The sequence below is a fragment of the Desulfobacter sp. genome, assembly GCF_050177295.1.
Genome location: NZ_JBFXHE010000093.1, coordinates 1 through 12,474, shown reverse-complemented (window position 1 = coordinate 12,474; position 12,474 = coordinate 1). Strand labels below are relative to the sequence as shown.

Here is a 12,474-nt window from a genome sequence, read left to right as displayed (position 1 = left end):
ATTTATTCCCCTGAGCTACCTCGAAAAAGAGGCCGAACATGTGGACGGATTTGCCAAGGAGTGTGCGGTTGTCACCCATCACAAGCTGGAGAAGGGCGAAGGCGGCAGGCTTGTCCCGGCCGGGGAACTGGCCGAACCGCTGATAGTCCGGCCCACATCCGAAACCATTATCGGTGAATCCATGTCCAGATGGACCTCATCCTACCGGGATCTGCCCATTCTTTTGAACCAGTGGGCCAATGTGGTGCGCTGGGAAATGCGCACCCGTATGTTTCTGCGCACCAGTGAATTTTTATGGCAGGAAGGGCATACGGCCCATGCCACCAAAGCGGAGGCCATGGAACGCACCCTTCAAATGCTGGACATTTACGCCAGGTTTGTTGAGGAGCGGCTGGCCATGCCGGTAGTCAAAGGACGCAAAAGTGAATCCGAACGGTTCCCCGGAGCTGACGACACCACCTGTATTGAGTCCATGATGCAGGATAAAAGAGCGCTTCAGACCGGCACTTCCCATTTCCTGGGCCAGAACTTTGCCAAAAGCTCCAACATCAAATTCCAGAATGAAGCGGGCCAGGACGCCTATGCCTGGACCACTTCCTGGGGAACATCCACCCGGATGATCGGCGGCATGATCATGGTGCATTCCGATGATGACGGCCTGGTGGTTCCGCCCCGTATTGCCCCGGCCCATGTGGTGATCCTGCCCATTATCAAGAAAGGGGCTGACAATTCAGATGTTCTGGAAAGCGCTGAAGCACTTAAAGCTGCCCTAGGGCAGCAGACCTTTTACGGCCTGCCCGTGGAAGTGGAGATCGACAGCCGGGACATCGGCGGTGCCAGGGGCTGGGACTGGGTGAAAAAAGGCATTCCCGTACGCGTGGAACTTGGCCCCAGGGACATTGAAAACAACAGCGTGTTCATGGTCCGCAGGGATACCGGTGAAAAAAAGGAGATGAACAGAGACGCGTTTGTAAATACGATTACCGGCATCCTGGATGACATTCAGAATACCCTGTTCCAGCGCGCCCAAGCCTTTCGGGAAGCCAACACCTTTTCCATTGATGAAAAAGCCCGATTCTACGATTTGTATAAAAAAGCAAACGGGTATAACAACGGTGCGTTTGTCCTGGCTCACTGGTGCGGATCGGCCCGGTGTGAAGAAAAAATAAAACAGGATCTGTCCGTAACCATCCGGTGCATTCCCTTTGACAGCCCTGACGAAGCGGGGACCTGTATTTATTGCGGCGCAAAAAGTGGCCGGCGGGTTCTGTTTGCCAAGGCCTACTAAACTTGGGACAAAGCAAAGCCGGCGGAAATTAAATGATTCGAATCACCGACATATTGGACAAAATTTATGAATACAGTCCGGATGCGGATGTTTCGCTCATAGACAGGGCCTATATCTATTCGGCCCAGGTTCATGACGGACAGGTCCGCCTTTCAGGAGAACCCTATCTGTCCCACCCCCTGGAGGTGGCCAATATTCTGGCAGACATGAAGCTGGACATGGAGAGCATTGCTGCGGCCCTGCTCCATGATGTCATTGAGGACACCCCTGCCACCAAAGAAGATATTAGCAATATGTTTGGCCCCGGGGTGGCCCATATTGTGGAGGGCGTGACCAAGCTGTCCGCCCTGCATGCGGCCACCAAGGTGGCCCAGCAGGCAGAATCCCTGCGTAAAATGATCCTGGCCATGGCAGATGATATCCGGGTGGTGCTTATCAAGCTGGCAGACCGTCTGCACAACATGCGGACCCTTGAATACCACAGAAAACCTGAAAAACAGGCTGCCATCGCTCAGGAAACCCTGGATATCTATGCACCGATTGCCGCACGTCTTGGCATCTTCTGGATTAAAAATGAGCTGGAAGAAATAGCCTTTTTTTACACCCTGCGGGAAGAACACGATCGTATCCTGGCCCTGGTCAATAAGGCCAAGGACGAGCAGGAAGCGTATATCAAAGAGGTCTCAACCTCCCTGCACTATAAAATGGAGGAGATGGAACTGACCTGCCAGATCAAGGGGCGGTTTAAGTCCTTTTACTCCATTTACCAGAAAATGTTGTCCCAGGGTCTTGAGTTTGATGAGGTGTATGACATCATTGCCTTTCGAATCATCCTGGACACCATTCCCCAGTGCTATGCGGCCATGGGGGCGGTTCACTCCATGTGGAAACCCATCTATTATAAAATAAAGGACTATATCGGCAATCCCAAGCCCAATATGTACCAGTCCATCCACACCACGGTAATCGGCCCCAAGGGTGAGCGGGTGGAAATCCAGATCAGGACCCATGACATGGACCGGGTGGCAGAGTCCGGCATTGCAGCCCACTGGTCATACAAGGAAGGCACCAGGATTGACGAAAACACCGGTGAACTGTTTGCCTGGATCCGGAATCTTGTGGAGAACCAGGAAAACCTCAAAGACCCGGATGAGTTTCTTGAGAATGTACGCATAGATCTCTATCCCGGAGAAATTTACGTGTTTACGCCGGCAGGGGAGATTAAGACCCTTCCCAAAAAAGCCACACCTGTTGACTTTGCCTACCGGATTCACACGGAGATTGGGGCCCAGTGCACAGGGGCCCGGGTCAATGGCAAGCTTGTACCCCTGTCCCATGAACTGCGCACCGGCAACATCATTGAAATCATAACCACCAAAGGACACCACCCCAACCGGGACTGGCTCAATTTTGTCAAAACCGTTAAGGCAAAGACAAAAATACGGGCTTATATCAATGCCAGGGAAAAAGAGCGAAGCTATTCCCTGGGGCGGGAAATGTGTGAGAAAACATTCAGAAAACGCAGTCAGAATTTCAATGCGCTGATCAAATCAGGTGATATCGGCAGGGTTGCAGAATCATACGGGTTCAGAACGGTTGACGACCTGATCGCCCATGTGGGATTCGGACAACTGACAGCGCTTCAGGTGCTGAACCGGGCTGTGCCTGAGCTTGAAAAAGAAAAAGATTCAGAAAATGACGAGGATGCCGTCATTGAAAAAACAGTTTCCAGGCCTACGGATAAACGGGCCACCGGGGTTATTGTAAAAGGACTCAATGATATTCTGGTCAAGTTCTCAAAATGCTGCAATCCCCTGCCCGAAGACCCCATAATCGGGTATGTCACCCAGGGCCAGGGGGTCGCCATCCACCGGAAGAAGTGCATTAATGTCTTAAAAATGAGCAGCGAAAGGATCATTGACGTCGAATGGGCCAGTGGTATTAAGGAATCATACCCTGCGTCCATCTGCATCGAGACAGACGATCGCCACGGCCTTCTGGCTGACATTGCCGCTGTGATTTCAAAGGCTGGTATCAATATTTTAAACGTGCACTCGGAAACATCGGACGAGGGCATCGGGGTTTTTTATTTCACCATCATGGTGGAAAGTTCCGGGCAGCTTAAAAAAGTCATGGCAGAACTTCGCCGGGTAAAAACCGTCAACAATGTTAAACGGGTAGTAGTCACTGAAGAGAGGTGATTAAGGACTTTTACAAGGCTTTTTAATTCAGCGGCGCTTTGATTTTAAAACCTTAATTTTAATGCGGAGATCTGTATGAAAAAAATCTTTATCCTGGATACCAACGTCATCCTGCATGACAGCGGATGCATTCATCAATTCAAAGACAATGATATTTATATTCCCATTACAGTGATTGAGGAACTGGATAAATTTAAAAAAGGGAACAATGTCATTAACTGCAATGCCCGGGACTTTTTAAGAACCCTGGATGCATTGTCCAGTGATACGATGCTCAACGGCGGGGTACCCATTGATAACGGAAGCGGACGTATTGCCATCCGCCTGGATACGGCCCTGGATCCCATAATTAAAAACAACTTTAATGAAATCACCCCGGATGTCAGAATAATAAACATTGCCTATTCCATTGCCAAAGAAAACGGTTTCAAGAATGTCGTTTTTGTAACCAAGGATGTGAACCTGCGCCTGAAAGCCCGGTCCATTGGTTTGAAAACTGAAAATTACAACTCCCAGTATGTTGAAAACATCTCCGAGATGTACACCGGCATGAAGGTGGTGGATAACATCAGCTCCCAGGTACTGGACGGGCTGTACCAGAAGCCCTATGAAACCGGTACCGCAAGCCTGGGACAAGATATTGCGTTTTTTGCCAATGAAAATGTGATATTGAAGAACGGATCCAAATCCGCCCTGGCCTATTTTGACGGCGCAAGTCAGACCGTGAAATTGATCCAGCCCAGAATATGCTACGGCATCAAACCCCGGAATTCGGAGCAGACCTTTGCCCTGAATGCCATGCTCAATCCGGATATCTCCCTTGTCACCATTTCCGGCAAGGCCGGTACCGGTAAAACCCTGCTGGCCCTGGCAGCGGCCCTGGCCAAAAAGCAGTTCTACCGCCAGATTTTCATAGCCCGGCCCGTGGTCCCGCTAAGCAACAGAGATTTAGGGTTTCTTCCCGGAGATGTGGCTTCCAAGCTGGATCCCTATATGCAGCCCCTGTATGACAACCTTTCTGTTATCCAGAACCATTTTAATGAAAATGGTTCCAATGGAAAAAATATCAAGGAGCTGATAGAAGAGGAAAAAATCGTAATCACGCCGATTTCATATATCAGAGGCAGATCCATTGTACGGGTGTTCTTTATCGTGGATGAGGCCCAGAACCTGACACCCCATGAGGTGAAAACCATCATCACCCGGGCAGGAGAGGGCACAAAAATTGTTTTTACAGGGGATATCTTCCAGATAGACCATCCCTATCTGGACACCCAGACCAATGGGCTTGCCTATATCATAGAAAAGATGAAGGGCCAGAATCTTTACGCCCACATCAATCTTGAGAAGGGTGAGCGTTCTGAACTGGCGGAGCTGGCCTCCAAAATCCTGTAAGCAAGGCGTTTTTGCCTCACCTGCGGCGTTACAGTCCGGTCGCGGTAACAACTAACTACAGCTTTCCGGACTGTGCCTTGCAGCTGACGCAAAAACACCTTGCCTACAATGCCCAACCACTATTTAAGAGGCTTTGGTTACTTTTCCCGACTTTATGCAGGCGGTGCATACATCAATTTTTCTAACGCAACCGGGTTTAATCACCGCGCGAACTCTCTGGAGATTGGGATTGAAGCGCCTTTTATTCAAATTATGGGCATGGCTGACATTATTGCCGACCATTGGCTTTTTTCCACAAATTGCACATTCTTTTGACATAATTTATACTCCTAATAAAATCGCTCTATCAAAATGAAAACCCAGCATAAATACAATAGATGAAAATAAAAGTAAAGGTTTTCTATTTTTTTTCGTTGTCGGATTCAACCGCTTTAATATGCTCAGACACCTTGGGAATTTTTTCAAGGGCGATCTGGCTTTGATCGGTTCCTGCATAGTTTTCCACAATATATTGGTAGCGTTTCAGTGCAGCCTCGTATTTTTTTGTTTTATTATAAAAATTGGCAACATACAACTCATGGCTGACCATATTGTCAATGCAGGCATCAATATGCACTAGAGCTTCCTGGCTGTACTCACTGTCCGGGAACAACCGAATCAGTCTTTCAAACTCAGCCATGGCATTTTTCGCAGGCGTTGCATCCCTGTCTATGGTATCAATCTGATTAAACCAGCACATGGCGATCTGATTGATAATATAAGGAACAGCTTCATTTTTGGGATGCATTTTTTCAAAGTTTTCATAGGCAGCAATCGCTTCGGGATATGCCTCAAGATGAAAATGCGCATCAGCAATCTTTAATTCCGCCAGAATGGCATATTGGCTGAACGGGTACCAGTCTTTCAGATCGGTATACGCCTTGACCGCATCCGCGTAATCCTCATTCATGAATGAAGCAGCACCTTCAGCTGCAAGCTGCTGGGCGTTTTTGTTCATCTGCTGATGCTCTTCTTCAAACAGGGAGCACCCTGACAGCAAAAAAAAGACCAATCCTGCAATGAGAAATTTATTCATTTCTATAAGCTCTCTACATAATGCTCTGCACTGACCGCAGCCACAGCACCATCTCCCACAGCCGTTGCAATCTGGCGCAACGGCGTATCCCTGACATCACCGACCGCGAACACACCGGTCACGTTTGTCTGCATTTTAGTGTCCACAAGAATAAACCCGTTCTCATCGGTCTTCACATCACCTTTTATAAATTCGGTGTTGGGCAGAATACCGATCCAGAGAAAGCAGCCGTTTGCCTCGATTTCGGAAGCCTTGCCGGTTTTCAAATTTTTTATATTCACTTTTTCAAGGCCGTAAAGTCCATCCATTCCCGTGACTACACTATCCCAGAGGAATTCAATTTTGCCGTTGGAAAAAGCTCTTTCCTGAAGAATCTTGGTGGCCCGCAGTTCATCCCTGCGATGGACCAGATACACTTTTTTAGCAAACCGGGTGAGGAAAATGGATTCCTGAACCGCTGTATCCCCGCCGCCAACGGCCACCACCACTTTGTCCCGGAAAAAAGGCCCGTCACAGGTGGCGCAAAAGGAAACCCCTTTACCCAGGAACTTGTCCTCGCCAACCCCGGGTTTTCTGGGCGATGCGCCCGAAGCAATGATCAGGGACTTGGTTTTAATGTGTTTTTTCTTGAGAATAACTTCCTTGATCTTCCCGGAAAGATCAAGGCCCAGAACCTCTGCGGTTTCAATGGTCAGCCCCAGGGCCAAAGCCTGTTCTTTTATTTTTTCGGCCAGGTCAAACCCGGAAATGCCCTCGGGAAATCCGGGATAATTTTCAATCCAGTCCGTTACAAGAATCTGACCGCCGGGGACTGCCTTTTCAATCAGCAAAACATTCATCCGGGCCCGGGCCGCATACAGTCCTGCAGTCAGGCCAGCCGGCCCGGCGCCGATGATCACCAGATCATACTCACTCATCGGAAATCTCCTTAAAGAACGCTTTTAATTGCCTCTTCAAGTTTTTCCTTTGCCACCATGCCGGTAATCTGATTGACAACCGCTCCATTCTTCAAAAAAATAAGGGTCGGAATGGCCTGTACATTATGTTTACTGGGGCTTATGGGGTTATCATCCACGTTGACCTTGGCAAAGGTTATCTGATCACCAAATTCACTGGCCAATGCTTCAAGGGTCGGGCCAATGGCTTTGCACGGACCGCACCACGGTGCCCAGAAATCCACCATAATCGGCTTGTCAGACGTTTTTAGCAGTTCGTCGAAATCTTCATCAGTGAGATCAATAATATTTTCCGCCATAGCTATTTCCTATTTTTAGGTTAAAATTGCCGTAACTATACGTTCATAATCGGATTTTGTCAATTTTGTTTGGACGCAGAAAATCAGCATTGCTTTTTAAAAGGGATACGCCTTTGTCAACAGAAGAACAAAGCGTATCCCTATTCAGTGTTTGAACGAATTACCAGTTTTCGCCAAGAACCTCAAAATGAGCCTGGGGATGAGCGCAGGCCGGGCACATTTCAGGGGCTTGTGTTCCTTCATGCAGATAACCGCAGTTCCGGCACCGCCAGATGACCGGGGCATCTTTTTTGAAAACCGTGCCTGCCTCGATATTGGAAGCCAGGTCATTGTATCTTTTTTCATGCTGTTTTTCAGCAACAGACACCATGTCAAAAACCATGGCAATGGCGCCAAAGCCCTCTTCCCTGGCAATGGCGGCAAATTCCGGATACATATGGGACCACTCCTCATGTTCTCCGGCCGCAGCCCCTTTCAGGTTTTCCAGGGTTGTACCAATGACACCGGCAGGAAATGTGCCGGAAATTTCGAGTTCTCCGCCTTCAAGAAATTTAAAAAACCGCTTTGCATGTTCTTTTTCCTGGTCTGCAGTTTCGGCAAAAATTGCAGAAATCTGGACATACCCTTCCTTTTTAGCCTGGCTGGCAAAGTAGGTATAGCGCATTCTTGCCTGGGATTCACCGGCAAAGGCGGTGAGCAGGTTTTTTTCTGTTCTGGTTCCTTTCAGACTTGCCATAAGTAAAATCTCCTTAATTCTTTAATTTCATTGTTTATACGCGGTGTGTTACCGCAACCAAAGTTAATTTTTACCTGCCATTTTGCTGCGGCACTGGTCACAATAGCCTGTAAGGCAGATCCTTTTTCCCGTGATTAAAAAATTTTCTTCTATTTCCCGGGGCAGGACCAGGCTGTCCAGAGGATCTGCCTGAAAATCAAAAATTTTGTGGCATGATATGCAGTAAAAATGGTGGTGTGCTTCCTGATTGGGATCAAAACGTCTGGAATCACCATGGCCTTCCACCACATCAATCATGTGGGCTCCCGCAAAGGTCACAAGCGTCCTGTTTACTGTATCCAGACTGATATTGGGGAATAGTTTTTTAACCTCCTTGTGGATTTGTTCTGCACTAGGATGGGAAACCGATGCTGTTAACGCCTTGTAGATTGCTACGCGCTGGGGCGTAATTTTCAGCTTGTTTTCTCTGCATTTTTTGAAGAATAGATCCAACCAGCGCTCCTTTTAGCAAAACATTAAATAGGATTAAATCCTATTTAGGTTGATTAGTCAATGATAATCTGGCATTTAACCCCGGGTCTTTCATGCTTCTGTTTGGGAAGAATTTCGTAACTATCCGGGTTAATTGGGCTGCCTCACGGTTGTGTGCAGCGCTATCTTTTAGATGGACCCGGGTTGTTCAGGCGGTCAAAATTTGCAAATATATTATTGATGGTTGCCCTGCAGCGGGTCATCTCATCCGGATCTATTCCCTGTTCGGCTTCAGCTAACATCTCTTCTACAAACCCAACAAGATGGGGTTTTAATTCTTTGGCTTTGTTTGTAAGATAAACAAAGTTGCTGCGCTTATCATTTCGGTCAGGAATTCTGAGTACAATGTTTTTTTTCTCAAGCCCATTTAAAAGGCGGGTAACGGCGGCTTTGTCTTTAACGGCGGTCCGGGCGAGGGCCTGCTGGGTCTGGCCGTCCTGGCGGTAAAGGTGGACAAGAATGCTCCACTGTTCGTAACTGACATCAATTCCGGCGTCCTGGAATTTTTTTGACAGCCGCTTGATGATTGCCCGGGATAACCGGCCCACAAGATAGCCAATGGATAGGTCAATAATTTTGTTGTAGTTATCCACTATCTTTTGTCCATGCAGATTCGGGCCGCCACATTGACCGCTTCCACCCCGTCGGAGGAATATTCCGCGCCAATGGATTCGGCCCACTCCCGGGTCACCACGGCACCGCCCACCATGACCCTGCACCCAAGCCCGTTCTCCTTTGCCAGGGCAATGACCTCGGGCATGCGCACCATGGTGGTGGTCATCAGGGCTGACAGCCCGATAAGATCAGCCTTGTGGGTCCGGGCCGCTGCAATGATCACTTTGGCCGTGACGTCCTTGCCCAGATCAATCACATCAAACCCGAAATTCCTCAGCATCAGCACCACGATGTTTTTTCCAATATCGTGGATATCCCCCTGGACCGTGGCAAAGACCAGGGTGCCCTTTTTCTTACTGGCACCGGAGGCCTGAAGGGCGGGTTCAAGAACGGTAAACCCGTTTTGCATGGTCTCGGCACTGGCAATGAGCTGGGGAAGAAAATACTTTCTTGCATCATAGTATTCCCCCACGGTCATAATGGCCGGGATCATTTTTTTTTCCAGCAGTTCGGACGGGGCGATTCCCTTTTCAAGGGCTTGATTGCAAAGCCCTTCAATATCCTCCCTTCGGCCCTGGATCACCGCTTCAACAATCTGGTCTTCCACGGGCAGGTCCGTTGTTTTTTTGGCGGTTGCCTCTTTATTTTTATCCGCATTTTTATCTTTGGCAAACCGCTTTATGTATGACAGGGCATCCCGGTCCCGGCCGGTTAAAACATCAGAAGCCGCCTTGGTATTCATCAAAAGCTCATGGGACGGGTTGGCAATGGCCCAGGAGAGTCCTACTCCTGCAGCCATGGCAAAAAAACCGGCATTCACCCACCCGCGTTCGGGCAGGCCAAAGGAGATGTTGGACAATCCGATAACCGTGCCAAATCCCTGTTGTGCCGCCCATTTGACGGTTGCAAGGGTCTCTTTGGCAGCCTGGGGATTACTGGATACGGTCATGACCAGCCCGTCCACAATCAGATCTTTGTTTTTGTACCCATAGGCTGCGGCCCGCTGGGCAATTTCAGTGACCAGTTCTTTTCTTCGTTCTGCCTTGTCCGGCAACTCATTGTCGGCCAGGGGCAGCACAATGAGCATGGCCCCGTACTTGGCCGCCACGGGAAGAAGTGTTTCAAGCTTCTCTTTTTCGGCTGAAATTGAGTTGATCAACGCCCGGCCCGGGTAGTATCGTACGGCAGCTTCCACCACATCCGGATCCGAGGAATCAATGACCAGGGGCAGATTGACCACCGGCACCACACTTGAAATGATATCTAAAAGGGTCTGTTTTTCATTGATACCGGGCATGCCCGCGTTGATGTCAAGCAGGTCGGCCCCGGCCGCAGCCTGATCCCGGGCCAGTTTGCGCACATAGCCCATGTTCGCCGCTTTCAGTTCCGCTTGCAGGGTCTTTTTCCCGGTGGGGTTGATGCGTTCGCCAATGATGCGGATGGGGCTGTTTGAACCTGTAATCAGCACCTGGGTGGCCGAGGAGAGCATGGCCTTATCCACCGGCGGTATTTCCAAAGGCCTAATGCCTTCCATACCCCGGGCCAGTTTGGCGATATGCCCGGGGGTGGTGCCGCAGCACCCCCCCATGATGTTAACACCGGCTTTGGCAAAGGACTGGGCATAGCTGCTGAATTCATGGGCGTCCATGGGGAAGACCGTTTCATTGTTTTTTATGACGGGCATTCCCGCATTGGGCTTGGCCATGACCGGAATCTCCACCACCTGCCGGATACGCCGGATGACGTCAAGCATCTCTTTGGGACCGGTGGAGCAGTTGACGCCCACCACATCAGCCCCCAGACTTTGAAGGGTGACGGCCATGGCCTCTGGGGTGGTGCCGTTTAAGCTGTGCCCGGTTTCATCAAAGGTCATGGACACCATGGTAAACCCGCGGCAAATTTCCTTAACCGCAAGCAAAGCGGCCCGGCTCTCCTGGATATCAATCTGGGTCTCAATAACAAAAAGATCCACGCCACCGTCAACCAGCCCTTTTACCTGGCGTTTAAATCCCTGGATGGCCTGTTCAAATCCAAGGTCGCCAAAGGGCATGATAAACCGGCCGCTGGGGCCGATATCACCGGCGATGAGCGGGCGGATTCCTTCCCGGGCCGCCAGCTCATCCGCCGTTTTAACCGCATTTTCTGCAATTTGGCAGTTGATCTGCTCTGTTTTATCTGCGGCCCCGAACTCTTCAAGTTTCCAGGGGGTGGCGCCAAAGGTGCAGGTGTAGAGCATATCTGACCCTGCCCGGGCATAGGCGCGATATATGTCGGTCGATACATCGGGATTCTCCACGGACCATAATTCAGGACTGACACCCGGCGGCAGGCCGCGTTTCTGCATTTCGGTGCCGGTGGCACCGTCCAGGATAAGAATTCGTTTATTAATAATGTCCAGTATGGTGTTGTCTTTTTTCCCCATGTTGTTTCTACTCTCCTGTGACTTTTGATATACCGCAAAAAGCGGTGACACTTTTTTCCGGCATCAGGATACAGGTTTCCGTTATGGTCACCCCAAGCGTTTCCATTTTGAGAATATGATATACATCTGCCTGGAACCGGATGTCAAAATCCCCATAACCGGCAGAAAACCGTTTTAACTTCAATGTTCTTCGTTCCCTGACCAGCTCTTTGTTATACAATGACATCAGCCAGTCAAATCCTTCATCGACAATTTCAGATGCTGCGGCATCCACGATCACAGCCCCGGTCATCCTTTTGTCTTCCTGAAGCTGCCTGATCTCGTCGGCAACGGCTTGGCCGCCGGTAATGCCCATAATGAGCAACTGGTCGGCCTCCCCCAGAAACCGGGTAAACCTTTCGCTTTCAAACACCATGTCGGATTGCTTTAAGGCAACGGTTTTGTTTCCGTGGTCAATCTGTATATCCCAGATGCGGGCGGTGGCCTTGAGCTGGATATGGTCTGCCGCATAGGTGATCCATCTGTCCACCTCGGACATCATTCGCTGTGAGGTCTCATTTTGGCCGCGCTGATACCCCAGCCGTTTAAGTATTTTATACCGCGGCACTTTTAAGGGAATGTACGGAAACGTTCTAAGCTGCTGCATTGGGTTAATATACCAGTTTTTTTTTATTATGAAAGTGTTTTCCCTCTGATTTCAAGCGCTGATTAAGTTAATATCCAATAATATTTATTGGTTAATTCACCATAAAGAGCATGAAGAATGGACTTCTTGATACTCTTCATGTACTTCATGGTAAAAAATCAAGTCGAGCCGGTAGGGTGGGCACAATGTCATAAAGTTAACAGGTAGTAAAAATATATTGTAAATACAGAGTATTATGATATATTTGGTATTAACACCAACTCAAAATTTTTCTTATGAAAGGAGAATAATATGTCAAAAAAAGTTCAAA

12 protein-coding genes are annotated in these 12,474 nt (G+C 49.1%); 3 read left to right on the top strand and 9 right to left on the bottom strand.

Annotation, left to right across the window (positions count from 1 at the left end):
- From proS to AB7U36_RS09045, 3 genes are all read left to right on the top strand, one after another.
- On the top strand, positions 1-1,288 hold a 1,288-nt coding region (proS, locus tag AB7U36_RS09055; RefSeq protein ID WP_428159461.1), incomplete at its 5' end, for a proline--tRNA ligase.
- Positions 1,289-1,320: 32 nt separating this feature from the next.
- Positions 1,321-3,489 (top strand): RelA/SpoT family protein, encoded by a 2,169-nt coding sequence (locus tag AB7U36_RS09050; RefSeq protein ID WP_428159460.1) that lies wholly within the window; start codon positions 1,321-1,323, stop codon positions 3,487-3,489.
- Positions 3,490-3,564: 75 nt separating this feature from the next.
- A complete protein-coding gene (locus tag AB7U36_RS09045; protein WP_428159459.1) occupies positions 3,565-4,884 on the top strand; it encodes a PhoH family protein in 1,320 nt (439 codons plus the stop codon).
- Positions 4,885-5,007: 123 nt separating this feature from the next.
- On the opposite strand, the gene rpmB is transcribed toward AB7U36_RS09045, so the two are convergent.
- The 9 genes from rpmB to AB7U36_RS09000 form a co-directional block, all read right to left on the bottom strand.
- Complete coding sequence (gene rpmB / locus AB7U36_RS09040) at positions 5,008-5,202, bottom strand: 50S ribosomal protein L28 (RefSeq protein WP_428159458.1); 195 nt, start codon at positions 5,200-5,202, stop codon at positions 5,008-5,010.
- A gap of 82 nt (positions 5,203-5,284) precedes the next feature.
- Positions 5,285-5,959, bottom strand: a complete 675-nt coding sequence (locus AB7U36_RS09035) for an outer membrane protein assembly factor BamD (RefSeq protein WP_428159457.1) — start codon at positions 5,957-5,959, stop codon at positions 5,285-5,287.
- A 2-nt stretch (positions 5,960-5,961) separates the two neighbouring features.
- Entirely contained in the window at positions 5,962-6,876 is a 915-nt protein-coding gene (trxB, locus tag AB7U36_RS09030; RefSeq protein ID WP_428159456.1) for a thioredoxin-disulfide reductase, read from the bottom strand.
- An 11-nt stretch (positions 6,877-6,887) separates the two neighbouring features.
- Positions 6,888-7,214, bottom strand: coding sequence for a thioredoxin (gene trxA / locus AB7U36_RS09025; RefSeq protein WP_428159455.1), 327 nt, complete (start codon positions 7,212-7,214; stop codon positions 6,888-6,890).
- A 160-nt stretch (positions 7,215-7,374) separates the two neighbouring features.
- Positions 7,375-7,950, bottom strand: a complete 576-nt coding sequence (gene rbr / locus AB7U36_RS09020) for a rubrerythrin (RefSeq protein WP_428159454.1) — start codon at positions 7,948-7,950, stop codon at positions 7,375-7,377.
- A gap of 63 nt (positions 7,951-8,013) precedes the next feature.
- Positions 8,014-8,442, bottom strand: coding sequence for a Fur family transcriptional regulator (locus tag AB7U36_RS09015; protein ID WP_428159453.1), 429 nt, complete (start codon positions 8,440-8,442; stop codon positions 8,014-8,016).
- Between the two features lie 161 nt (positions 8,443-8,603).
- A complete protein-coding gene (locus AB7U36_RS09010) occupies positions 8,604-9,074 on the bottom strand; it encodes a MarR family winged helix-turn-helix transcriptional regulator (RefSeq protein ID WP_428159452.1) in 471 nt (156 codons plus the stop codon).
- Positions 9,074-11,518, bottom strand: a complete 2,445-nt coding sequence (locus tag AB7U36_RS09005) for a homocysteine S-methyltransferase family protein (RefSeq protein WP_428159451.1) — start codon at positions 11,516-11,518, stop codon at positions 9,074-9,076. Before AB7U36_RS09005 ends, AB7U36_RS09010 begins: the two co-directional genes overlap by 1 nt.
- Before the next feature lie 7 nt (positions 11,519-11,525).
- Positions 11,526-12,164, bottom strand: a complete 639-nt coding sequence (locus tag AB7U36_RS09000) for a hypothetical protein (RefSeq protein WP_428159450.1) — start codon at positions 12,162-12,164, stop codon at positions 11,526-11,528.
- Positions 12,165-12,474: the final 310 nt, after the last annotated feature.